At 70.4% G+C, this 22554-nt stretch carries 20 protein-coding genes and 1 riboswitch; of the genes, 9 read left to right on the top strand and 11 right to left on the bottom strand.

All coding sequences use genetic code 11. The annotated features are described in order from the left end of the window. Positions 1-31 precede the first annotated feature (31 nt). The 5 genes from ACIGXJ_RS10550 to ACIGXJ_RS10530 form a co-directional block, all read right to left on the bottom strand. Positions 32-514: an NUDIX domain-containing protein gene (locus tag ACIGXJ_RS10550; RefSeq protein WP_399642963.1), complete on the bottom strand. Its 483-nt coding sequence runs from the start codon at positions 512-514 to the stop codon at positions 32-34. Between the two features lie 87 nt (positions 515-601). Continuing rightward, entirely contained in the window at positions 602-1507 is a 906-nt protein-coding gene (locus ACIGXJ_RS10545; RefSeq protein ID WP_399642962.1) for a LysR family transcriptional regulator, read from the bottom strand. A 226-nt stretch (positions 1508-1733) separates the two neighbouring features. Then, positions 1734-2867, bottom strand: a complete 1134-nt coding sequence (locus tag ACIGXJ_RS10540) for a cystathionine gamma-lyase (RefSeq protein WP_399642961.1) — start codon at positions 2865-2867, stop codon at positions 1734-1736. Next, the gene (locus ACIGXJ_RS10535; RefSeq protein ID WP_399642960.1) at positions 2864-3355 is read right to left on the bottom strand and encodes a low molecular weight protein-tyrosine-phosphatase; all 492 of its coding nucleotides are present in this window, start codon (positions 3353-3355) and stop codon (positions 2864-2866) included. Before ACIGXJ_RS10535 ends, ACIGXJ_RS10540 begins: the two co-directional genes overlap by 4 nt. Before the next feature lie 6 nt (positions 3356-3361). Next, the gene (locus ACIGXJ_RS10530; protein ID WP_399642959.1) at positions 3362-3739 is read right to left on the bottom strand and encodes a phage holin family protein; all 378 of its coding nucleotides are present in this window, start codon (positions 3737-3739) and stop codon (positions 3362-3364) included. A gap of 57 nt (positions 3740-3796) precedes the next feature. On the opposite strand from ACIGXJ_RS10530, the gene ACIGXJ_RS10525 reads away from it, so the two are divergent. The 4 genes from ACIGXJ_RS10525 to ACIGXJ_RS10510 all read left to right on the top strand — a co-directional run bounded on the left by ACIGXJ_RS10525 (position 3797) and on the right by ACIGXJ_RS10510 (position 6088). Beyond that, on the top strand, positions 3797-4114 hold the full coding sequence (locus ACIGXJ_RS10525) for a cupin domain-containing protein (protein WP_399642958.1): 318 nt from the start codon (positions 3797-3799) through the stop codon (positions 4112-4114). 157 nt (positions 4115-4271) lie between these two features. Next, complete coding sequence (locus ACIGXJ_RS10520; protein WP_399642957.1) at positions 4272-4484, top strand: DUF5326 family protein; 213 nt, start codon at positions 4272-4274, stop codon at positions 4482-4484. 206 nt (positions 4485-4690) lie between these two features. Continuing rightward, positions 4691-5554: an IclR family transcriptional regulator gene (locus ACIGXJ_RS10515; protein ID WP_399642956.1), complete on the top strand. Its 864-nt coding sequence runs from the start codon at positions 4691-4693 to the stop codon at positions 5552-5554. A gap of 96 nt (positions 5555-5650) precedes the next feature. After that, positions 5651-6088: an SsgA family sporulation/cell division regulator gene (locus ACIGXJ_RS10510; protein ID WP_399642955.1), complete on the top strand. Its 438-nt coding sequence runs from the start codon at positions 5651-5653 to the stop codon at positions 6086-6088. A gap of 395 nt (positions 6089-6483) precedes the next feature. Here ACIGXJ_RS10510 and ACIGXJ_RS10505 read toward each other — a convergent pair whose 3' ends face one another. Further along, entirely contained in the window at positions 6484-7968 is a 1485-nt protein-coding gene (locus ACIGXJ_RS10505; protein ID WP_399642954.1) for a YibE/F family protein, read from the bottom strand. After that, positions 7965-8204 carry a hypothetical protein gene (locus tag ACIGXJ_RS10500; RefSeq protein WP_399642953.1) on the bottom strand — a complete coding sequence of 80 codons (240 nt, stop codon included), beginning with the start codon at positions 8202-8204 and terminating at the stop codon, positions 7965-7967. The genes ACIGXJ_RS10505 and ACIGXJ_RS10500 overlap by 4 nt, the downstream gene beginning before the upstream one ends. Positions 8205-8534: 330 nt before the next feature. Beyond that, a riboswitch (TPP riboswitch) is annotated at positions 8535-8712 on the top strand. On the opposite strand from ACIGXJ_RS10500, the gene thiC reads away from it, so the two are divergent. After that, on the top strand, positions 8705-10504 hold the full coding sequence (gene thiC / locus ACIGXJ_RS10495) for a phosphomethylpyrimidine synthase ThiC (protein WP_399642952.1): 1800 nt from the start codon (positions 8705-8707) through the stop codon (positions 10502-10504). Its footprint overlaps the riboswitch before it by 8 nt. 137 nt (positions 10505-10641) lie before the next feature. Here thiC and ACIGXJ_RS10490 read toward each other — a convergent pair whose 3' ends face one another. The 3 genes from ACIGXJ_RS10490 to ACIGXJ_RS10480 form a co-directional block, all read right to left on the bottom strand. After that, entirely contained in the window at positions 10642-11505 is an 864-nt protein-coding gene (locus ACIGXJ_RS10490; RefSeq protein WP_399642951.1) for a hypothetical protein, read from the bottom strand. Between the two features lie 207 nt (positions 11506-11712). Then, positions 11713-12813 carry a metallophosphoesterase gene (locus ACIGXJ_RS10485; RefSeq protein WP_399642950.1) on the bottom strand — a complete coding sequence of 367 codons (1101 nt, stop codon included), beginning with the start codon at positions 12811-12813 and terminating at the stop codon, positions 11713-11715. Positions 12814-12999: 186 nt separating this feature from the next. After that, entirely contained in the window at positions 13000-14112 is a 1113-nt protein-coding gene (locus ACIGXJ_RS10480) for a LacI family DNA-binding transcriptional regulator (protein ID WP_399642949.1), read from the bottom strand. Between the two features lie 472 nt (positions 14113-14584). On the opposite strand from ACIGXJ_RS10480, the gene hisC reads away from it, so the two are divergent. After that, positions 14585-15670, top strand: coding sequence for a histidinol-phosphate transaminase (gene hisC / locus ACIGXJ_RS10475; RefSeq protein ID WP_399642948.1), 1086 nt, complete (start codon positions 14585-14587; stop codon positions 15668-15670). A 31-nt stretch (positions 15671-15701) separates the two neighbouring features. Here hisC and ACIGXJ_RS10470 read toward each other — a convergent pair whose 3' ends face one another. Continuing rightward, the gene (locus ACIGXJ_RS10470) at positions 15702-16097 is read right to left on the bottom strand and encodes a cyclophilin-like fold protein (protein WP_399642947.1); all 396 of its coding nucleotides are present in this window, start codon (positions 16095-16097) and stop codon (positions 15702-15704) included. A gap of 208 nt (positions 16098-16305) precedes the next feature. Here ACIGXJ_RS10470 and ACIGXJ_RS10465 point away from each other — a divergent pair, with 208 nt between their 5' ends. The 3 genes from ACIGXJ_RS10465 (at position 16306) to cydD (ending at position 22479) form a co-directional block, all read left to right on the top strand. Then, positions 16306-17814, top strand: a complete 1509-nt coding sequence (locus tag ACIGXJ_RS10465; RefSeq protein WP_399642946.1) for a cytochrome ubiquinol oxidase subunit I — start codon at positions 16306-16308, stop codon at positions 17812-17814. Positions 17815-17834: 20 nt separating this feature from the next. After that, positions 17835-18842, top strand: a complete 1008-nt coding sequence (cydB, locus tag ACIGXJ_RS10460) for a cytochrome d ubiquinol oxidase subunit II (protein WP_399642945.1) — start codon at positions 17835-17837, stop codon at positions 18840-18842. Between the two features lie 94 nt (positions 18843-18936). Then, positions 18937-22479 (top strand): thiol reductant ABC exporter subunit CydD, encoded by a 3543-nt coding sequence (gene cydD / locus ACIGXJ_RS10455; RefSeq protein ID WP_399643671.1) that lies wholly within the window; start codon positions 18937-18939, stop codon positions 22477-22479. Positions 22480-22554: the final 75 nt, after the last annotated feature.

Below are 22554 nucleotides of genomic sequence, written 5' to 3'. Positions count from 1 at the left end.
GCGGCTCGGCCCGGAAGCGGCGGGCGGCGGCTCAGCCCAGATCCGGCGCGTGCATCGCGCGGACGCCCTCGATGTTGCCGTCCAGGTAGTGGCGCAGCGACAGCGGTACGAGGTGGACGGAGGCGATGCCCACGCGCGTGAAGGGCACCCGGACGATCTCGTACTCGCCCAGGGGCTCGTCGATCTCGGGGCCGTGGCGCAGCGTGGGGTCCATGGACTCCAGTCGGCAGACGAAGAAGTGCTGGACCTTCACTCCGGTCGCCCCGCCGTCCTCGCCGATGTGCTCGACGGTGTCGACGAAGCAGGGCACCACATCGGTGATCTTCGCGCCGAGCTCCTCGTGCACCTCCCGGTGCAGGGCGTCGACGACGGTGGGGTCCTCGGGCTCGACGCCGCCGCCGGGGGTGAGCCAGTAGGGATCCATGCCGGGCTTGGTGCGCTTGATCAGGATCAGGTCGTCGCCATCCAGCAGGACGGCGCGGGCGGTGCGCTTGACCACGGGTCGGACGGTCATGGGAGAAATGTGGCCCCGGTTGTTCCACGTGAAACATCGCGAAGCGTCACCGACCGAGCTCGCGGCGTGACAGGGGTGGTGGCCGGCTCAGGACCAGTCGGCCGCCGCGCGCAGCAGCCACTCGTGCGCCCGTGCGATGTGCGGCATGGCGAGCGTCCCGGTGCGGACGACCAGGAAGTACGTCCGCAGCGGCGGCACGGCGGGGTGGTGCAGGGCGACCACGTCCCCCTGCTCCAGGGCGGGCGCACACAGATAGCGGGGCAGCACCGCGAGCCCGGCGCCCCCGATCGCGCAGGAGAGCACCGCGCGAAGGTCCGGGACGACGACCGTGCCGGAGGCGGCCGGGCGGCAGTCGAAGACGGAGGCCCAGTAGCGGGAGACGAAGGGCAGCGACTCGTGCACCTCCACGACAGGGAGGTTCTCCAAGGCGGCGGCGTCCTTGTCGTTCAGGGCTCCCGGGCCGATCCAGTCCGCCCAGCGCGGGGCGGCGACCAGGACATGCTCCTCGTCACACAGCGCAGTCGCGGTGAGCAGAGCGCCGCGTGGCTGGGCCGTGCTGATGGCGAGATCGTGATGCCCGGCGGCCAGGCCCTCCAGGATGTCGTCGGCGTTGCCGAAGGAGACGCGCAGCGCGAAGCCCTGGCCGTCGTCACCGGTCAGCTCCACCAGTGCGGGCAGCGCGCGCTCCGCGGTGAACTCGGGCGGCCCGGCGAGATGCAGGGTCCTCAGCGAGGACTCGTCGTCGAGGCCGGACTCCGCGATCTTCACCAGGGCGTCGAGGTGCGGCGCGGCCTTGTGGGCGAGTTCGTCGCCGATCGTCGTGGGGGTCACTCCGCGGGCCTGGCGCAAGAACAGCGGGCGTCCCAGTTGCCGCTCCAGCGTGCGGATCTGGGAGGTCACGGCCGGCTGGGACAGACCCAGCAGGGCGGCGGCGCGGGTGAAGGAACCGGCCCGGTGCACGGTCACGAACGTGCGCAGCAAGGCCAGATCCATGGCACGCCCTCTCCTTCTCCGCTCTCCCGAAATCTTGGGAAGGGGCCAACTATAAATTTGTCGATAGGCCTCTGTCGCTACCGTGATTGGACACTGACACGCAGTCAACTAGCCTTGGTCGCGCGGTTCTTCGCGCGCAGAACCGAGGGCGGTCCGAGCCACGAGGGGGGAGGCTCGGACCGTCCGATCGCCGCGGCGGGCTCCGTTCGAGTGTCCTGACAGCCGGTCACTCCGCCGACTCCGCCAGCGCCCGCAGGACGTCCGCCACCAGGTCCTCGGCGTCCTCCGCACCGACCGACAGCCGGACGAACCCCTCCGGCACCGCGTCCCCTCCCCAGCGCCCGCGCCGCTCGGCGGTGGACCGTACGCCACCGAAGCTCGTCGCTTCGTCCACGAACCGCAGCGCCTGCAGAAAACGCTCGGCACGTGCCCGCGTGGGCAGCGTGAACGACACCACGCACCCGTAGCGGCGCATCTGCCGTGCGGCGATCTCGTGCGAGGGATCGCCCGGCAGGCCCGGGTAGCGCACGCCGAGATCCTCGGGCCAGTCGCGCAGCGCCTCGGCGACCGCGAGGGCGGTGGCGCTCTGCCGGTCGACGCGCAGCTGAAGCGTGGCCAGCGAGCGATGCGCGAGCCACGCCTCCATCGGCCCCGGAATCGCTCCGACGATCTTCCGCCAGCGCCGTACCGCCGTCATCGCCTCACCCGTGCGACCGGCCACATAACCGAGGAGGACGTCCCCGTGCCCGGTCAGCTGCTTGGTGCCGCTGGCCACCGCGAAGTCGGCACCCAGCTCCAGCGGGCGCTGGCCGAGCGGGGTGGCGAGGGTGTTGTCCACGGCCACCACGGCGCCACGCGCGTGTGCCGCCTCGACGAGCCGGCGCACGTCGCACACGTCGAGCCCCGGGTTGGACGGTGTCTCCAGCCAGAGCAGCCGCGCCCCGTCCAGCACACCGAGCTGGGCGTCCCCGCCGGTAGGCGCGGTGCGCACCTCGATGCCGTACGCCTTCAGCTGGGCGCGCACCAGCGGCAGCGCCTGGTAGCCGTCGCCGGGCAGCACGACTGCGTCGCCCGCGCGCAGCTGGGAGAAGAGCACCGCCGAGACGGCGGCCATCCCGGAGGCGAACACCAGCGTCTCGACGCCGTCCTGACCCGGAGCCTCGAGCTCGCCGACGGCCCGCTCCAGATGGGTCCAGGTCGGATTCTCGTCACGGCCGTAGGTGTACGGCCCCGTCGGCTCGCCCGGCAGATGGAAGTGCGCGGCGAACACCGGCCCTGGCAGGGTCGGCTCGTACTTGACCGGATCGGGAAGCCCCGCCCGCGCCGCGCGCGTGCCCTCACCCTGCCCGGGGCCGGTCATGCCGCCCGCCCTTCCAGCCGCGCACGGACCGCGTCGAGCAGCCCGGTGCTCGCCGACTCCACCATCTCCAGACACTCCTCGAAGCCGTCCATCCCGCCGTAGTACGGATCCGGTACGTCGAGATCGTCGCGCGCGGCAGGATCGTAGGAACGCAGCAGTCGTACTTTCGCCGCGTCCTGCTCGGTGGGTGCCAGGCGGCGCAGGGCCGTGAGGTGGCCGGCGTCGAGGGCGATCACAAGGTCGAGCCGGGAGAACCAGGAGGCGTGGAACTGCCGGGCGACATGGTCGCCGTCGTAGCCGTGCTCCTCCAGGACGGCCACCGTGCGCGGGTCGGCCGGGTCGCCCTCGTGCCAGCCGCCCGTGCCGGCGCTGTCCACCACCACCTCGCCGTCCAGCCCGGCCTCCGCCACCCGCGCGCGGAAGACGGACTCGGCCATCGGCGAGCGGCAGATGTTGCCCGTGCAGACGAAACAGACGCGGTACGTCATATCTGCTCAGTCCTGGTCGGGCAGGACGACGTTCAGCGCCCAGGAGACGATCGAGATGATCAGGCCGCCCAGGACGGCGGTCCAGAACCCCTCGACATGGAAGCTCAGGTCGAGCTGGTCGGCCAGCCACGACGTGAGCAGCAGCATCAGCGCATTCACGACCAGCGTGAACAGGCCGAGCGTCAGGATCAGAAGCGGCAGGCTCAGCAGCTTCACCAGCGGCTTGACCAGGGAGTTCACCAGACCGAAGAGCAGCGCCACGAGCAACAGCGTGCCGACCTTCTTGCCGGTGCTGTCACCGGTCAGGGTGATCTTGTCCAGCAGCCACACGGCGACGGCCAGAGCGCCGGCGTTGGCGAGCGTCTTGACTAGGAAATTCATCATGTGTCTGATCGTGGCAGACCAGATCCGCTACGAGCAGGGGCGCGAGGCAACAAGGCGATGAAGGCATTCCGGCTGGACGAACTGGAGGCGGAGCGCGCCGCCAACGAAGGCGCCTACCTGCAGTTCCTGCGGGAGCGGAACATGTCGGTCGGTCTGTACGCGCTGGCCGCGGGCGAGCAGGACCCGCAGCAGCCGCACAACCAGGACGAGGTGTACTTCGTCGTCAGCGGCCGCGCCTCGATCACCGTGGGCCCGGAGACCACCCAGGTGGCCCGCGGCAGCGTCGTCTACGTCCCGGCCGGAGTGCCGCACAAGTTCCACCACATCAGCGAGGATCTGCGGGTTCTCGTGGTGTTCTCTCCGCCCGAGAGCTGAGGTCCGGCCCCTGGATTCCCTAGGGGATCGGTCAGGGGAGGACAAGGGGTGCGAGGCCCCCGTCCGACCCCTCCACCGCCCTAGCATCGAGGCAGGACATCGGGAGAACCCGAAGGGCGACAGGAGCCCCACGGGACACGAGAGAAGGACGAGGGCGATGCGAGAGATCTTCGCGGGGCTGCCGTGGTGGGTGAAGTGGGTCGCGGTGCCGGTCATCGCTCTGGTGCTGTTCGGCGGGCTGATAGCCGCGGTCGCCAAGTTCGTCGTGGTCCTGCTGTTCAAGCTGCTGATCTTCGTGGCGCTGATCGGCGGACTCATCTACGTCGTACGGAAGTTCACCGCAGGCTCCTCCTCACGCGGCGACTGGTGACGGTGCGGGGAGCCGGTGGACGGCAATAGGAACCACCGGTTCCCTCGGGCGAGGGAAGTTTCGCGGGCAGGTCGTCCGCGGGCGCTGACGGGCCGTTAAAGTCCGGAACTCGACGCGGGGAATCCCCCGCGAACGGCGTACACCCCCGTACACCCCTCCCGTGTCCCCCCGCACGGGCAGCACCCTCGCGCTTCGGGAGTGACCCCTTGGCCACGGTTGACACCAGCACCCCCGCTTCCCCCCACGCACCGCCCGACGCCGCCCGGATCCTCACCAGGCCCCCCGAGCAGCCGGCCCCGGCGGGAGCACGGCCCCCGCACCCGGCCACCACCCTCATCAGCTCCGTCCAGCGAGCGATGCGCCTGCTGGAGTGCGCCGCCGGACACCAGCACGGCGCCCCCGCCAAACAACTGGCCAGGGAGACCGGCCTGGCCCTGCCGACCGCCTACCACCTGCTGCGGACCCTGGTGCACGAGGGCTATCTGCACCGGGACAAGGGCCTGTTCTTCCTGGGCGAGGCAGCCGAACGCCTCAGCAGCAACGGAGCGCAGCAGAAACGTCGCAGCACGGTGGTCGAGGCTCTTGCGCAATGGCGTGATTCGATCGGTGTGCCGGTGTACTACGCCCAGTACCGCGACGGCGAGATCGAGGTCGTCTGCGTCTCCGACACCCCCGGCAACCCCGCTGTGGAGGAGTGGGCCGACTTCCGCGAGACCGGGCACGCGCACGCCATCGGCCAGTGTCTGCTCTCCCAGCTGGACCAGGAGGCCCGCCGCGACCACCTGGACCGCTACCCCGTCCAGCCCATCACCCCGTACACCGTGCGGGACACCGGTGCCATACTGCGCCGCCTCGACCGGACGGAGCGGATGGGTCCGGTGACCGAACGTCAGGAGTACGCCCTGGGCACGGTCTGCGCGGCCATTCCGATCACTGTGGGTAGCACCGCGGCGACGATGGCCATCTCCCTGCCGGTCCAGCATGAGGCCCGTCTGCTCTCGGCGGCCAGGCAATTGCAGTGCGAGGTCGGGCGTCTGCTGGGGTCGCTGGCGATCTCTATCAGTATCTGAAAACTCACTCCTTGTGATCTGGTGTGCACGTTGAGCAAGATGCCACCACGATCAGGGTTCATTCCCGGCCAGTCGACGGCGAAGACGGGGTAGGCGATGCGCGAGTCGGTGCAGGCAGAAGTCATGATGAGCTTTCTCGTCTCCGAGGAGCTCTCCTTCCGGATCCCGGTCGAGCTGCGCTACGAGACCTGTGATCCCTACGCCGTTCGGCTGACCTTCCATCTTCCCGGGGATGCCCCGGTCACCTGGGCGTTCGGGCGCGAGCTGCTCATCGACGGCGTGGGCCGGCCGAGCGGCGAGGGCGATGTGAGGGTCGCGCCGGTCGAACCGGAGTCCCTGGGCGAGGTGCTGCTCCGGCTTCAGGTCGGCAGCGACCAGGCGCTGTTCCGCTCCTCCACAGCGCCGCTGGTGGCGTTCCTCGACCGCACGGACAAGCTGGTGCCGCTCGGTCAGGAGACCTCGCTGGCCGATTTCGACACCCATCTCGACGAGGCCCTGGACCGGATCCTCGCGGAGGAACAGAGCGCGGGGTGACGCGTGACGTCCAGGGAGGTGGCGTAACGCTTCACCACGGAGAGCGTGGGGCGGGGCGGGGCGCCTGGCCATTGGGCCGGGTCGGTGGCCGGGGGATGGGCTGGGGCCGGTGACCGTACGCCCGGTCCGGGCCGGTGACCGTGTGTCGGGTCCGGGTCGGTGACCGTATGCCGTCCGGGCCGGTGACCGTTCGCCGGGTCGGCAGGCCGTGAGAGGGCGCTGGGCCGGGAGGCTGTGACCTGCGCACTGGGCACCGGTCCGTGATCCGCGCACTGGGCACCGGTCCGTGACCCGCGCACGGGGGCGCCAGCTCGTGACCGCGCCCCCGGTCGGCCGGCCCCCGGCCGTGCTCCGGGCAGCTGCCGCTGAAGGTGCCGCCGAGCGTGCGGCGGCACTCAGCGCTTGCGCCGCCTGCCCCTGCCGGTCCGGACCGCCACGGCGGGCGACGGGCTGGCCTCCGAGGGCGCGAGCGCCGGACGGTCGGCGGAGACCATGAGCGCGGCCAGGGCGGTCGTGACCGGAACGGACGCCACCAGGCCGATCGAGCCGACCAGCGTGCGCACGATCTCCTCCGCGACCAGCTCGCTGTTGACGACCGCCCCCACGCTGCTCTGCGCGATCGAGAACAGCAGCAGCAGCGGCAGAGCCGCGCCCGCGTAGGCGAGGACGAGCGTGTTGACGACCGAGGCGATGTGATCGCGGCCGATCCGGATGCCCGCCCGGTACAGGCCGCGCCAGCCCATCGTCGGGTTGGCCTCGTGCAACTCCCACACCGCCGACGTCTGGGTGACGGTCACGTCGTCCAGGACCCCGAGCGAGCCGATGATGATGCCCGCCAGCAGCAGACCGCTCATGTCGATCGACGGGTACAGCCCGTGGATCAGGCCGGTGTTGTCGTCCGTGTTGCCGGTGAGGGCGGCCCAGTCGATGAACCACGAGCCGAGCACGCCGATCAGCAGCAGGGAGATCAGGGTGCCGAGCACGGCCACCGAGGTCCGGGCGGACAGGCCGTGACACAGATACAACGCGATCAGCATGATCGCGCTCGCCCCGACCACCGCCACGACCAGCGGGTTCGAGCCCTGAAGGATCGCGGGCAGGATGAAGAAGTTGAGCACCACGAAACTCATGGCCAGAGCGACCAGCGCCATCACCCCGCGCATCCGGCCCACGAGCACGACGGCGATCGCGAAGATGCCGGCGAGCACACCCAGCGGAAGCCGGCGGTTCACATCCACGACGGAGTACTGCAGGTCCTTCGGCGCGGAGGGCTCGTAGGCGACCACGACCTCCTGGCCCTCGTGCAACTGCCGTGACTGGTCCGGCTGCACGATCTCGGTGAACGTGCGCCCGCTGTCCTCGCCGGAGTCGACCCGGATCGTCGCCCGCTTGCAGGTGCCGTTCTCCTGCTGCTGCGCCGAGGAACCCTCCGCGGTGGAGGTGTCGCCTGTCGGGGGGACGCCGGAGGCATTGACCGACTTGCAGTCCAGCTCCTCGACCTTGGTGACCGTCGCCTGTTCCGTCTGCCGGTCGAAACCGACACCGGTGCGCTCGTGTGGCGGCGCACCGCCGGGCCACAACACCGCGAGGCCCACCACGACCGCGGCCGCGAACGGGACGAGGATCGCCGCGATCACCTTGCGCAGATGCTTGGAGACGGGCGCGGCCGGTCCATGACTGTGACTGTGCGAGTGACCGCCTCCGTGGCCGCCTCCGTGGCCGCCTCCGCCACCGTGACCGCCTCCGTGGCCGCCGCCGCCTCCGTGACCACCTCCGCCTCCGTGGCCGCTGCCTGACCCGTGACCGCCTCCGTGGCCGCCGCCGCCTCCGTGACCACCTCCGCCTCCGTGGCCGCTGCCTGACCCGTGACCGCCGCTCACGTCGCGGCCGCTGCCACGTCCGTGCCGTCCAGCGAGACCATGCCCGCCCTCGGCACCGCCTCCACCACCGGAGCCGTAGCCCCCGTCTCCACCGCCGAAGCCGTAGCCGCCGCCGGCCTCGTGTCCGCCGCCAGAGCCAGGGCCGTCTCCGGAGCCAGGGCCGCCACCGGCCCCAGGACCGCCACCGGCCCCGGTCCACCCGCTCTCTCCACGCCCGTGCCCGTGCCCCTGGCCATGGCCACCGTCACCCGGTCCGTGTGCCTGCCCGCCCTCGGAGCCTGCCGCGGTGCCGGGCGCCGCGCCGCCTCCGGTGCCGTATCGGCCGCTCCCGTCGCCCGGGAAAGAGGGTCCGGGCCCGTGCCCGGAACCGTGTCCGTTTACGGCTGCGGGGCCGGCCCCGCAGCCGCCGATGTGACGACCGCCGGAGGCCCTCGCGGTGGGTCCGTCACGGCGCGGTTCGGGCGGCGGGAACGGGGGCTGCTGTGTCGTGGTCACTGACCGATCATCGCAAGAACGACAGGGGCCCCCTGTTCACCGCGCCCGAAGTGACGCTAGCGTGGAGGCACCTTTGTACACGCGGGAGCTCGGAGCACCGGGCTGAGAGGGCGCTGACCTCCGTCTTCGCGATGTTTCACGTGGAACACGTGGTGTTCCACACGAAACACCGGGAGACGGTGACCGCTGCGTCGACCGCCGAACCTGTTACCGGGTAATGCCGGCGTAGGGAGTAGGTCTCATGACCAGCAAGGACGTACGCACGCCTGCCTCCACGCAGCAGGGGACCTCCGCGGTCTCCGAGAGCGACGACGTCAGGAAGTCCATCGGATGGCACAAGGCGTATGTCGAGGGCTCGCGCCCCGATATGCGCGTGCCGGTCCGTCAGGTGCACCTCACCAACGGCCAGTCGGTCACGTTGTACGACACATCAGGCCCTTACACCGATCCATCCGTCGAGACGGACGTCCGCAGGGGCCTGGCGCCGCTGCGGGAGAACTGGATCATCGCCCGTGGCGACACCGAGGAGTACGCGGGCCGTCCCGTCCGCCCCGAGGACGACGGCCTCAAGCACACCTCGCCGCGTGGTGGACTGCGCAATCTCGACGCGGTCTTCCCGGGCCGCCCCCGGCTGCCGCGCCGCGGCCGCAGCGGTCAGGCGGTCACGCAGCTGGCCTATGCGCGCCGGGGCGAGATCACGCCCGAGATGGAATACGTGGCCATCAGGGAGAACGTTTCCCCCGAGGTGGTGCGCGAGGAGATCGCGGCAGGCCGGGCCGTGCTGCCGGCGAACGTGAACCACCCGGAGATCGAGCCGATGATCATCGGCAAGCGGTTCCTGGTGAAGGTCAACGCCAACATCGGCAACTCCGCGGTGACGTCCTCCATCGAGGAGGAGGTCGAGAAGATGACCTGGGCGACCCGCTGGGGCGCCGACACGGTCATGGACCTGTCCACCGGCCGCAACATCCACACCACCCGCGAGTGGGTGCTGCGCAACTCCCCCGTGCCCATCGGCACGGTGCCGCTCTACCAGGCCCTGGAGAAGGTCGACGGCCGGGCCGAGGAGCTGACCTGGGAGATCTACAAGGACACGGTCATCGAGCAGGCCGAGCAGGGCGTGGACTACATGACCGTCCACGCGGGCGTCCGGCTGCCGTACGTGCCGCTGACCGCCAACCGCAAGACGGGCATCGTCTCGCGCGGTGGCTCGATCATGGCCGCGTGGTGCCTGGCGCACCACAAGGAGAGCTTCCTCTACGAGAACTTCGAGGAGCTCTGCGAGATCCTCGCCGCGTACGACATCACGTACTCGCTCGGCGACGGCCTGCGCCCGGGTTCGATCGCGGACGCCAACGACGAGGCGCAGTTCGCGGAGTTGAGGACGCTCGGGGAACTCAACCGGATCGCCAAGCGTTTCCATGTGCAGACGATGATCGAGGGCCCCGGTCACGTCCCGATGCACAAGATCAAGGAGAACATCGACCTTCAGCAGGAGATCTGTGATGAAGCTCCGTTCTATACGCTCGGCCCGCTGACCACGGACGTCGCGCCCGCGTACGACCACATCACTTCCGGCATCGGTGCCGCGATGATCGCCTGGTGGGGCACGGCCATGCTGTGCTACGTCACGCCCAAGGAGCACCTGGGCCTGCCCAACCGTGACGACGTCAAGACCGGCGTCATCACCTACAAGATCGCCGCGCACGCCGCCGACCTCGCCAAGGGGCACCCGGGGGCGCAGGAGTGGGACGACGCGCTGTCCGACGCCCGGTTCGAGTTCCGCTGGGAGGACCAGTTCAACCTGGCCCTCGACCCGGACACGGCACGGGAGTTCCACGACGAGACCCTCCCGGCCGAGCCTGCCAAGACGGCTCACTTCTGCTCCATGTGCGGGCCGAAGTTCTGCTCGATGAAGATCTCCCAGGACATCCGCCGTGAGCACGGCGGCAGCAAGGCGGAGATCGAGGAGGGCATGGCCCAGAAGTCGAAGGAGTTCGCGGCGGCCGGCAACCGGGTGTACCTGCCGCTCGCGGACTGACACCGACAGGCGGCCGACCGGGTCGTACGGCCATGGGTCCGCGGACCTGCCGTACGCCTCGGGTCGGCGGCCTGCCGAAGCTCCCGGTGGCCCGGTGTGCGGCTTGCGCTCCCCTGGGCGGGCGGCGCAAGCCGGGGTCAGTCCGGCTGGTGCTCGGGGCCCCCGAAGTCGGGGCTGCTGAAGTCGGGACTGGTGTAGCTCGGGCGAGGGCTCGCGGAGGCGCCCTCGCCGGGGCTGGTGAAACCCGGGCGGTCGTAGCCGAGATGGGGCATGCGCCCGGCCGGTGTCGGTGGACTCGTGCGGGGCAGGGCGACCGGGCTCGACGCGGCGAGCGCGTCGCGCAGGAACGGCACGATGCCGCGCTCCAGCAGGGCCTCCCGCCAGGCCTGCCTGGCCTGGTCCAGCTCCCCGCCCGGATCGTCGTAGGAACTCGGGCTTGGTGTGGGCCTGTTGCGCAGGGCGGTGAGCAGCAGGCCGACGGCGGCGACCAGGATGGCGACGGCGGTCAGGGCGCCGAACGCCCATCCGGTCGTGAGCATGGTGTCGGCGAAGGACCGGTCCGGATCGAGCACCTTCAGGAGGTAACCGACGAGCAGGAAGATCGCGGCGGCGGTTCCGGCCAGGACAGGGGCGAGGACGGCGACGACCGCGACGGCCCCCGCGCCGGCGGTCTCGGTGACCTCCCCCATGACGGAGGCGAGTCCGCCCGTGCCCGCACCGGGCTCGGAGCCGGACTCGCGCAGGGACGACGAGGTGGGTGGTGTGGGCCGGCGCAGTTCCTCGCGGACCTTCACATAGTGCTGGTACTCGGTCGCCGCGGCGGCCGTGATGAGAGCGGTGGCGCCCAGCGCCATGGTGCGCAGTTGTTCGGGGTTGAGCCGCTGACCGACAGCGGCCAGTTCAGGACGGTGCGGGGCGGAGCGCAGCGCCTCATCGAGGATCCGCTCGTACTCCTGGCGGTCCTCGCTCAGCAGGTGCTGCGGAACGCTGTTCATGTGCATCCCCCGATGCTCCGTAGGGCTTGGGGCTCGCACGCTGACGAGCCGTCGGGCAGAAACGGAGGGGAGCCTGCTACGGATAAGCCGATGGTAGAGCGGTGACGGCACACGTCGACAGGGGGTTTGCAGAAATTGCCCTCCGGTCCGCGCCCTCGGGCTCGCGCTGTCACCTTCCGGGCCTGCGACGGGGTACCACGGCCCGGTGAAGTCTCACTTGTCCAGCGGGAGTTGCTGCACGAGCAGCTTTCCGGCCATGGTCACTCCGCCGTCCATGGCGATGGCGAGGCCGTCGGCGTAGACGTGCGGTCCCTCGACCACGGGGCCGGCGTTGTCCTCGCCGTCCTCGGAGCCGACCTCGCCCAGGAGGTAGGGGATGGGGCTGTGGCCGTGGACGATGCGGCTGCCGCCGAAGACCTCGAGCAGCGAGCGCACATGGTCGGCGCCGCCCTCGTCACGGAAGGAGAAGCGCTTGGTGAACTTGCGGAACAGATCCCAGACCTCGTCCGCGTCGTTGCGGGTGAGGGTCTCGCGGATCGTGTCGTTGACTTCCTCGATGGAGTCGCCGTAGTCCAGATAGGCGGTGGTGTCGGAGTGCACCAGCAGATGGCCGTCGACCTGCTCCAGGGCGTCGAGGCGGGACATCCACTGCAGATGGTGGTCCTGGAGGCGGTCCATGTCGGTCTTCTGGCCACCGTTGAGCAGCCAGGCCGCCTGGAAGGTGGCGGTGCCCGCGCCGGAGTTGACGGGGGTGTCGCCGAACCGCTTGGCGCCGATGAGCAGCAGCTCGTGGTTGCCCATCAGGGCCTTGCAGTAGCCGCCGGCCGCTGCCGCCTCGGCGGACAGCCGCATCACGAGGTCGATGACGCCGATGCCGTCCGGACCGCGGTCGGTGAAGTCGCCGAGGAACCACAGCCGGGCGGTGCCCGCGCACCAGTGACCCGCGGCGTCGATCAGGCCCTTCTCCTGAAGAGCGGCGATCAGCTGGTCGAGGTAGCCGTGCACGTCGCCGACCACGAACAGCGGGCCGGGGCCGGCCGCGGGCTGGGGGACGGGCGCGGGGGCCGGGTCGACGGTGACCTGGAGAGTGTCACCCCGGTTGATGACGGGCAGGTCGCGCTGGGTGGGCGTGTACCCCTCCGGGTAGTCCACCGGCTCCGGGACGGGGGCGGCCGTCTCACCGGGGTGGCTGCCCTGGGCGGGGTACGGGCCGGTCTCATGGACGTACGCGGGCACCCGGAAGTCGCGCAACGTCGCCGTCCGCTCCACCTCGGGTCCCTGACCGGCCCCCTGAGTCATCGACCCCTCCACCATCGCGCCGCAGCTGCACCGATCGGACTGCCTGGTCGCAGCGGCCCGCGGTGCCGTGGGCCCATCATAGGAATGCGGATCGTGCCATGTGATGACCCAGGGGTGGTGAAAAGAAGCAGGACTCCGGTTTCACCGTGGCTTTCGCCCCGATTGGGCCGGGCTTCGCCCGAGCCGTCGGCCGGTCCGGCGCTATCCCTCTTCCGGGGAGCGCGGGGGGCTGACGGTCCGGCGCGGCGGGCGCCGTTGCGAAGAGGTGCGCACGATCAGCTCCGTCGGTATCACCTGTTCGACGGGATGATCCGACTCGACTCCCTCGATGGCGTCGATGAGGAGCTGGACGACGGCCGTGCCGATGCGGCGCGGCTTGAGCGACAGCGTGGTGATGGGCGGCTCGGTGTTGGCGTACACGGTGGACTCGCTGCAGCACACCAGCAGCAGGTCCTCGGGCACGCGCAGGCCGTAGCGGCGGGCGGCGGCGAGCAGGTCGGTGCCGTTGGGGTCGAACAGCCCGTAGACGGCGTCGGGGCGGTCGGGCCTGGCCAGGAGCCGGTCGGCGGCGACGGCGCCGGCGCAGGGGTCGTGCGCCGGGTAGGCCTCGTAGACCGGGTCCTGGCCGACGCGCTCGCACCAGCGCAGATAGGCCGTGGTCGACAGGTGGGTGTAGGTGTCGGTGGTCGTGCCGGTCAGCAGGCCGATCCGGCGGGCGCCCGCGTCGGCCAGATGGTCGAGGATGCCGAGGACGGCGGCCTCGTGGTCGTTGTCGACCCAGGCGGTGACGGGAAGGGAGCCGGCCGGGCGGCCGTCGGAGACGACCGGTAAACCCTGCCGGACCAGCTCGCTGACCACCGGGTCCTGGTCGGAGGGGTCGATGACGACCGTGCCGTCCAGGGCGACGTTGGACCACACGTCGTGGCGGGAGGTCGCGGGAAGGATGACGAGGGCGTAGCCGCGGGCGAGCGCGGCGGAGGTGGCGGCACGTGCCATCTCCGCGAAGTACGCGAACTCGGTGAAGGTGAAAGGTTCATCCCCGTACGTCGTCACGGTCAGGCCGATGAGTCCCGACTTGCCGGTACGGAGGGTTCGGGCGGCTGCCGAGGGGCGATATCCCAGTCGGTCGGCGACCTCGCGGACATGGCGGCGGGTGGCGTCCGGGAGCCGGCCCTTGCCGTTGAGGGCATCGGAGACGGTTGTGATGGAGACCCCGGCGGCGGCGGCCACATCTCTGATGCCCGCCCGTCCCGGCCGGCTGCCTCGGCGTGAGGTTTCCGCGCGGCTCACCTGGTGCTTCCCTGCTGCTGTCATGGCGTGCCGATAGTAGGGCTCATGCGGTGGGGTAGTGCGGACGCATATGCACCCGTTGACAGGCACGATTCTGCAAGGCTGTCAGGCCGGAAAAACCTTTGAAAGCAAGGGAGTTGGCGGCTTCTGCTGTAGGACGTGGCGTCTCGGCGCGTGCACGCCTGCCAACTGCCCGATGTTTCGAAGAGGTCTCAACTCACCTTCACGAGGGACGCGCGCCACGGCGCAAGCCACCGGCGCATAGATATATGTATGGTGCGCCCCCGATTCATGGCCCTTCGTACGGTGATGCCCCTGTTGTCAGTGGGGCTGCTGGGACATCCCCGCTCGGCGCCTGCCTCGCGCCCGCTCCGGGCCCACCCGGTCCAGGTGGTGGACGCGGACCCATTCGCAGCGGGCCCGAATCCTCTTAAGGTGAGAAGCATTGGAAGCCGGCGGTGCTGACGGTCCGCCGGTGATCGCGAGGAGGACTGCGGTGAGCGAGACGAGCCCGAAGCTGCGCGCCGAGCTGGAGGGTATCCCCACCTACAAGCCGGGCAAGCCTGCCGCGGCCGGGGGGCCGGTGGCGTACAAGCTGTCCTCCAACGAGAACCCCTATCCCCCGCTGCCGGGCGTCATGGAGAGCGTCACCGCCGCAGCCGCGTCCTTCAACCGCTACCCGGACATGGCCTGCATGGGGCTGATGGAGGAGCTGGCCGAGCGCTTCGGTGTGCCGGTCTCGCACCTGGCCACCGGCACCGGTTCGGTCGGTGTCGCCCAGCAGCTGCTCCAGGCCACGTCCGGCCCCGGCGACGAGGTCATCTACGCCTGGCGGTCCTTCGAGGCGTATCCGATCATCACCCAGATCAGCGGCGCGACCTCGGTGAAGGTGCCGCTGACCCCGGGCGATGTGCACGACCTCGACGCGATGGCGGACGCCATCACCGACAGGACCCGCCTGATCTTCGTCTGCAACCCCAACAACCCGACCGGTACGGCCGTGCGCCGGGCCGAGCTCGAGCGCTTCCTGGACCGGGTGCCCGGCGATGTGCTGGTCGTGCTGGACGAGGCCTACCGCGAGTTCGTGCGGGACACGGAGGTGCCCGACGGCGTCGAGCTGTACCGCGACCGGCCGAACGTCTGCGTCCTGCGGACCTTCTCCAAGGCGTACGGCCTCGCCGGCCTGCGCGTCGGGTTCGCGATCGCGCATGAGCCGGTCGCCGCGGCGCTGCGCAAGACGGCCGTCCCGTTCGGCGTCAGCCAGCTCGCGCAGGACGCGGCGGTGGCCTCGCTGCGGGCCGAGGACGAGCTCCTGGGCCGGGTCGGCTCGCTGGTGTGCGAGCGCACGCGTGTGGTCGACACGCTGCGCTCCCAGGGCTGGACGGTGCCGGACACCCAGGCCAACTTCGTGTGGCTGCGGCTGGGGGAGAGCACGGTGGCGTTCGCGGCCGCCTGTGAGCAGGCGGGGGTCGTGGTGCGGCCGTTCCCCGGCGAGGGTGTGCGGGTCACGATCGGCGAGACCGAGGCGAACGACATCTTCCTGAAGACGACGGAGGGCTTCCGCAAGGAGCTCCAGGGGTGAGGAGTCCTCGGACCCGATCCGGTCGGTGGCACTAGTCGGTGATCGCTTCGACCCGGATCGGGTCGCCTGCGCGCACGGTCGCCAGTCGGCGGGGGTCCCCGTCGAGGCGGCCGAGGACGTTGCAGGGGCTCGCGAGGCGACACTCGTCGCCTCGCGAGATCGGGGTGGGGCCATAGGGAAGTGCGAGGGCGTCGCCGTCGGTCCAGAAGGCGACCGTGCCCGGCTCGACGACCTGTCGGGCGTCCGTTTCACGTGAAACCGACACGCTTGTGTCGAAGTAGACCTCCTCACCCCAGGTCTGGGCGGTGGAGGTGAAGGGAAGCGCCTCCATCAGGGCCTGAGTGGTCGGGGTGCTGTCGAGGCTCGCGGTGAGATGCCCCGCGGGCCAGGAGATCCGTATACGGGTCGGTGAGTGCTGCGTCTGCATGGCGCGCAATTCAACAAGACGTTGAAGTCTCTGCCAAGGGATTGACGCGGAGGCCAAGGAGGGACCCCCCCTCCCGGGCCGAAAATCAGTGCGTCATAATTGCTTGTGAATGTGAACGCGTTCACAAGCAAGTCCCGGTTGTTCCATGTTGCGTGTGACAAAAGGGGCGAACCGCCGCTGTGTCCACGGCGAGTAAGGAGACGACGACGTGGAATTGGCTTTGGCGCCGGAGACTCTGGCGCGTTGGCAGTTCGGCATCACCACCGTCTACCACTTCCTGTTCGTTCCGCTGACGATCTCGCTCGCCGCCCTCACGGCCGGCCTGCAGACCGCCTGGGTCCGGACGGAGAAGGAGAAGTACCTCAGGGCCACCAAGTTCTGGGGCAAGCTGTTCTTGATCAACATCGCCATGGGTGTGGTCACCGGCATCGTGCAGGAGTTCCAGTTCGGCATGAACTGGTCCGACTACTCCCGCTTCGTCGGTGACATCTTCGGCGCCCCGCTCGCCTTCGAGGCGCTGATCGCCTTCTTCTTCGAGTCGACCTTCATCGGCCTGTGGATCTTCGGCTGGGACAAGCTGCCCAAGAAGATCCACCTGGCCTGCATCTGGATGGTGTCGATCGGCACGATCCTGTCGGCGTACTTCATCCTCGCGGCCAACTCCTGGATGCAGCACCCGGTCGGCTACCGGATCAACGAGGCCAAGGGCCGGGCGGAGCTCACCGACTTCTGGCTGGTCCTCACGCAGAACACCGCGCTCGCCCAGGCCTTCCACACCCTCTCCGCGGCCTTCCTCACCGGTGGCGCGTTCATGGTCGGCATCTCCGCCTTCCATCTGCTGCGCAAGAAGCACATCCGCGAGATGAAGACCTCACTGCGGCTCGGCCTGGTCACTCTGGTGATCGGCGGAATGTTCACCGCGGTCAGCGGTGACGTCCTCGGCAAGATCATGTACGAGCAGCAGCCGATGAAGATGGCCGCCGCCGAGGCACTGTGGGACGGCGAGGCTCCCGCGCCGTTCTCCGTCTTCGCCTACGGCGATGTCGAGAAGGGCCACAACAAGGTCGCCATCGAGATCCCGGGCCTGCTGTCCTTCCTGGCCAAGGACGACTTCAGCTCGTACGTCCCTGGCATCAACGACGTCAACAAGGCCGAGCAGGAACGGTTCGGCCCCGGTGACTACCGGCCCAACGTGCCCGTCGCCTACTGGGGCTTCCGCTGGATGATCGGCTTCGGTATGAGCTCCTTCACCCTCGGCCTGGCCGGGCTGTGGCTGACGCGGAGGAAGTTCCTGCTCCCCCAGCACCTGAGGGTGGGTGAGGACGAAGTGCCGCATCTGGTGCTGTTCAAGAACAAGACCCTCAGCCCGAAGCTCACCACCTGGTACTGGCGCATCGCGTTCTGGACCGCGGCCTTCCCGCTGATCGCCAACTCCTGGGGCTGGATCTTCACCGAGATGGGCCGCCAGCCGTGGGTCGTCTACGGCGTGCTCCAGACCCGTGACGCGGTCTCGCCCGGGGTGTCCCAGGGCGAGGTGCTCACCTCGATGATCGTCTTCACCACGCTCTACGCGATCCTCGCCGTCGTCGAGGTCAAGCTCCTGGCCAAGTACGTCAAGGCCGGCCCGCCCGAGCTGACCGAGGCCGACCTCAACCCGCCCACGAAGATCGGCGGCGACACCCGTGACGCCGACAAGCCGATGGCCTTCTCGTACTAGGCCGAGGGAGCTGCACAGTCATGGAACTGCACGACGTCTGGTTCGTCCTGATCGCCGTCCTGTGGACCGGTTACTTCTTCCTGGAGGGCTTCGACTTCGGGGTCGGCATCCTCACCAGGCTGCTGGCGCGCAACCGGCTGGAGAAGCGGGTGCTGATCAACACGATCGGCCCCGTCTGGGACGGCAACGAGGTCTGGCTCCTCACGGCGGGCGGCGCGACCTTCGCCGCCTTCCCGGAGTGGTACGCCACCCTCTTCTCCGGCTTCTACCTGCCGCTGCTGCTCATCCTGGTCTGCCTGATCGTCCGGGGCGTCGCCTTCGAGTACCGCGCCAAGCGGCCCGAGGAGAACTGGCAGCGCAACTGGGAGACCGCGATCTTCTGGACCTCGCTGATCCCGGCGTTCCTGTGGGGCGTCGCCTTCGCCAACATCGTGCGCGGCGTGAAGATCGACGCCGACTTCGAGTACGTCGGCGGAGTCCTGGACCTGCTCAACCCGTACGCGTTGCTCGGCGGTCTGGTCACGCTGACGCTGTTCACCTTCCACGGCACGGTGTTCACCGCGCTGAAGACCGTCGGTGAGATCCGGGAGCGGGCGCGCGCCCTGGCCCTGAAGGCCGGCCTGGCGACCGCCGTGGTGGCGCTGCTCTTCCTGTTGTGGACCCAGGTCGACAGCGGGGACGGCAAGAGCCTGGTGGCTCTGGCTGTGGCGGTCGCCTCCCTGGTCGCCGCGCTCCTGGCCAACCAGGCCGGGCGTGAGGGATGGTCGTTCGCCCTGTCCGGCGTCACCATCGTGGCTGCCGTGGCGATGCTGTTCCTGTCGCTCTTCCCGGATGTCATGCCGTCCTCGCTCGACGAGAACTGGAGCCTCACGGTCACCAACGCCTCGTCGAGTCCCTACACCCTGAAGATCATGACCTGGTGCGCGGCGATCGCCACGCCGATCGTCCTGCTCTACCAGGGGTGGACCTACTGGGTCTTCCGTAAGCGCATCGGTACGCAGCACATCGCTGTCGAAGCCACGCACTGAGTCCCACCGGGAGGGTGTTTCACGTGAAACAAGCCGTGGCGTTGCACGTGAAACACCGTCAAACAGCCTCCCAGGACCGAAGGGCATGTTTCACGTGAAACCGATCGATCCCCGTCTCCTGCGTCACGCCCGAGCCACTCGGTTGTTCCTGTCGGCGGCCGTCTCCCTGGGCGCCGTCGGGGCGGGGCTGGTCGTCGCCCAGGCGATGCTCATCGCCGAGGTCGTGGTCGGCGCCTTCCAGCGTGGCCTGTCGGTCGGTGAACTGCGCACTCCCCTGCTGCTGCTCGTGACCGTGGCGGTCGGCCGTTCGCTGATCGCCTGGCTCACCGAGCTCGCCGCTCACCGTGCCAGCGCGGCCGTGAAGTCCGAGCTGCGGAGGCGGCTGCTGGAACGTGCCGTCCAACTTGGGCCGGGCTGGCTCAGTGGGCAGCGGACCGGATCGTTGGTGGCGCTCGCCACACGGGGAGTGGACGCGCTCGACGACTACTTCTCCCGCTATCTGCCGCAGTTGGGTCTCGCGGTGGTGGTGCCGGTGGCCGTGCTGGCCCGCATCGTCACCGAGGACTGGGTCTCCGCCGCGATCATCGTCGGGACCCTGCCGCTCATCCCCGTCTTCATGATGCTGATCGGCTGGGCCACCCAGGCGCACATGGACCGTCAGTGGCGGTTGCTGTCCCGGCTGTCCGGACACTTCCTGGACGTGGTCGCCGGGCTGCCGACGCTGAAGGTGTTCGGGCGGGCCAAGGCGCAGGCCGACTCGATCCGGCGGATCACCGGCGAGTACCGCCGGGCGACCATGCGGACGCTGCGGATCGCCTTCCTCTCCTCCTTCGCCCTGGAACTGCTCGCCACGATCTCGGTGGCGCTGGTCGCCGTGACGATCGGCATGCGGCTCGTCCACGGCGAGATGGACCTCTACACCGGCCTGGTCATCCTGGTCCTCGCTCCTGAGGCATATCTGCCGCTGCGGCAGGTGGGGGCGCAGTACCACGCGGCGGCGGAGGGGCTCGCGGCGGCCGAGGAGATCTTCGAGGTCCTGGAGACGCCGGTACCGGACTCGGGCACCCAGCCGGTGCCCACGGGTGCACCGGACTCCGGCACTCGGGCGGTGTCCCCGGGGTCGCTCGCCTTCGACGGCGTCACCGTCCGCTATCCCGGGCGGTCCGAGGACGCCGTCACGGCGGCCACCTTCACCGTGGAAGCGGGGGAGACGGTGGCGCTCGTCGGACCCAGCGGGGCCGGCAAGTCGACGCTGCTGAACGTCCTGCTGGGCTTCGTACGCCCGACCGCCGGGCAGGTGCGGATCGGTGGCACGGACCTCGCCGACATCTACCCGGAGCAGTGGCGTGCGCAGGTCGCCTGGGTGCCGCAGCGGCCTCATCTGTACGCGGGGACGATCGCGGAGAACGTCCGGCTCGCACGGCCCGACGCAGACGACACGGCCGTACGGCAGGCCCTGCGCGACGCGGGGGCGCTGGACTTCGTGGACGCGCTGCCGCTCGGTGCGGGCACCCTGCTCGGCGAGGACGGGACGGGGCTCTCGGCCGGGCAGCGGCAGCGGCTCGCGCTCGCCCGGGCCTTCCTCGCCGACCGTCCGGTGCTGCTGCTCGACGAGCCGACGGCCGCGCTCGACGGGGAGACCGAGGCGGAGGTCGTGGCCGCGGTACGGCGGCTGTCGGCCGGACGTACCGTCCTGCTGGTGGTCCACCGGCCGGCCCTGCTGTCGGTGGCGGACCGGGTGGTGCGGCTGGAGCCGACGGGGGTGCCCTCCGGGAGCCCTGCGCGGCCGGTCGCCACCCAGCCGGCGAGGCCGGCTCCCACCCCCCTCTCGGAGCCGTCCGGCGTCCAGGAGAGCGAAGAGGCTCCTGCTGAAGCGGGCCCTCGTGGCCCCCTCGCCCGGGTCCGGGCCATGGCCGCGCCCCGGCGCGGCCGGCTGCTTCTCGCCCTGCTGCTCGGAAGCCTGGCGCTGGGCAGTGCCGTCGGGCTGATGGCGACCTCCGGGTGGCTCATCTCGCGGGCCTCTCAGCAGCCGCCGGTGCTGTATCTGATGGTGGCCGTGACGGCGACCCGGGCCTTCGGGATCGGCAGGGCCGTGTTCCGGTACGGCGAGCGGCTCGTGTCGCACGACGCGGTGCTGCGGATGCTGGCCGACACCCGGGTCGCGGTCTACCGGCGCCTGGAGCGGCTGGCGCCCGCCGGGTTGCGCGACACGCGCCGGGGCGATCTGCTGAGCCGTCTGGTGGCGGACGTGGACGCGCTGCAGGACTACTGGCTGCGATGGCTGCTGCCCGTCGGCGCGGCGACACTGGTGTCGGCCGGGTCCGTCGCCTTCACGGCCTGGCTGCTGCCGGAGGCGGGCGCGGTGCTCGCGGTCGGCCTGCTGGCTGCCGGTGCCGGGGTTCCCCTGCTCACGGGCGCGGTCGCACGGCGGGCCGAACGCCGGCTCGCCCCCGCCCGAGGAGTGCTGGCCACCAGCGTGGCCGACCTGCTCACCGGCACTGCCGAACTGACCGTCGCGGGTGCCCTGCCCCTCCGTACGGCCCAGGCGCGCAAGGCGGACGCGGAGTTGACCCGGATCGCCTCGCGCACCGCCACCGCGACCGCGCTCGGCGACGGGCTCACCGCGCTGATCTGCGGTCTGACCGTCGCCGCGGCCGCTCTCGTCGGTGCCCAGGCGGTGGCCGCCGGGCGGCTGAGCGGTGTGGTCATGGCCGTCGTGGTGCTGACCCCGCTGGCCGCGTTCGAGGCCGTCCTCGGGCTGCCGCTCGCCGTGCAGTTCCGACAGCGGGTGCGCAAGAGCGCCGAGCGGGTCCACGAGGTGCTGGACGCCCCTGTGCCCGTACGGGAGCCGGAGCGTCCGCGGCAGGCGCCCGCCTCGCCGTTCCCGCTCGTCGTCAGGGGGCTGACCGCCCGGCACACGGGCCAGGACCGCGACGCCCTGGCGGGCCTCGACCTGAGGCTGGAGCAGGGACGTCGGGTGGCCGTGGTCGGCCCGTCCGGTTCCGGCAAGACCACGCTGGCCCAGGTGCTGCTGCGCTTCCTGGACGGCGAGACCGGCTCGTACACGCTGGGCGGCGTGGACGCCTGCGCGCTGGACGGCGACGACGTGCGGCGGCTGGTCGGCCTGTGTGCGCAGGACGCGCACCTCTTCGACAGCTCCGTCCGCGAGAATCTCCTGCTGGCCCGGCGGGAGGCGACCGACGCCGAGCTGCGCGACGCGCTGGACCGGGCGCGGCTGCTGGACTGGGTGGAAGGGCTGCCGGACGGACTGGACACGCTCGTGGGGGAGCACGGGGCCCGGCTGTCCGGTGGGCAGCGGCAGCGGCTCGCGCTGGCCCGCGCACTGCTCGCCGACTTCCCCGTCCTCGTCCTCGACGAGCCCGCCGAGCATCTCGATCTGCCCACCGCCGACGCGCTCACCGCCGACCTGCTGGCCGCCACCGAGGGCCGTACGACGCTGCTGATCACACACCGGCTGGCCGGTCTCGACGACGTCGACGAGGTGATCGTGCTGGATCGCGGCCGGGTGGTGCAGCGGGGCGCCTTCAAGGAGCTGACCGCCGTGGCGGGGCCGTTGCGGGAGATGGCGGCGCGCGAGGCGGCGGCGGAGGGCCTGTTGGCGGAGACACACGACTGAAGGACCTCCTTCGGCGGCGGCTTCCGGTACGGCCGCCGCGCGTCACCGAGTTGACGGCCAATCACCCCGTAGGCA

Origin of the sequence: Streptomyces sp. NPDC053367, assembly GCF_044545925.1 — a bacterium.
Classification (GTDB): Bacteria; Actinomycetota; Actinomycetes; order Streptomycetales; family Streptomycetaceae; genus Streptomyces.
Note: the sequence above shows the minus strand (reverse complement) of the source record. Positions and strands in the feature narration are given on the sequence as shown.

Excerpts from the sequence above, each read along its gene's own strand:
- ACIGXJ_RS10550 (WP_399642963.1), bottom strand. The coding sequence starts at position 514 with ATGACCGTCCGACCCGTGGTCAAGCGCACCGCCCGCGCCGTCCTGCTG.
- ACIGXJ_RS10545 (WP_399642962.1), bottom strand. The coding sequence starts at position 1,507 with ATGGATCTGGCCTTGCTGCGCACGTTCGTGACCGTGCACCGGGCCGGT.
- ACIGXJ_RS10540 (WP_399642961.1), bottom strand. The coding sequence starts at position 2,867 with ATGACCGGCCCCGGGCAGGGTGAGGGCACGCGCGCGGCGCGGGCGGGG.
- ACIGXJ_RS10535 (WP_399642960.1), bottom strand. The coding sequence starts at position 3,355 with ATGACGTACCGCGTCTGTTTCGTCTGCACGGGCAACATCTGCCGCTCG.
- ACIGXJ_RS10530 (WP_399642959.1), bottom strand. The coding sequence starts at position 3,739 with ATGATGAATTTCCTAGTCAAGACGCTCGCCAACGCCGGCGCTCTGGCC.
- ACIGXJ_RS10525 (WP_399642958.1), top strand. The coding sequence starts at position 3,797 with ATGAAGGCATTCCGGCTGGACGAACTGGAGGCGGAGCGCGCCGCCAAC.
- ACIGXJ_RS10520 (WP_399642957.1), top strand. The coding sequence starts at position 4,272 with ATGCGAGAGATCTTCGCGGGGCTGCCGTGGTGGGTGAAGTGGGTCGCG.
- ACIGXJ_RS10510 (WP_399642955.1), top strand. The coding sequence starts at position 5,651 with ATGCGCGAGTCGGTGCAGGCAGAAGTCATGATGAGCTTTCTCGTCTCC.
- ACIGXJ_RS10500 (WP_399642953.1), bottom strand. The coding sequence starts at position 8,204 with ATGGCCAGGGGCACGGGCACGGGCGTGGAGAGAGCGGGTGGACCGGGG.
- thiC (WP_399642952.1), top strand. The coding sequence starts at position 8,705 with ATGACCAGCAAGGACGTACGCACGCCTGCCTCCACGCAGCAGGGGACC.
- ACIGXJ_RS10490 (WP_399642951.1), bottom strand. The coding sequence starts at position 11,505 with ATGCACATGAACAGCGTTCCGCAGCACCTGCTGAGCGAGGACCGCCAG.
- ACIGXJ_RS10485 (WP_399642950.1), bottom strand. The coding sequence starts at position 12,813 with ATGGTGGAGGGGTCGATGACTCAGGGGGCCGGTCAGGGACCCGAGGTG.
- ACIGXJ_RS10480 (WP_399642949.1), bottom strand. The coding sequence starts at position 14,112 with ATGACAGCAGCAGGGAAGCACCAGGTGAGCCGCGCGGAAACCTCACGC.
- ACIGXJ_RS10470 (WP_399642947.1), bottom strand. The coding sequence starts at position 16,097 with ATGCAGACGCAGCACTCACCGACCCGTATACGGATCTCCTGGCCCGCG.
- cydB (WP_399642945.1), top strand. The coding sequence starts at position 17,835 with ATGGAACTGCACGACGTCTGGTTCGTCCTGATCGCCGTCCTGTGGACC.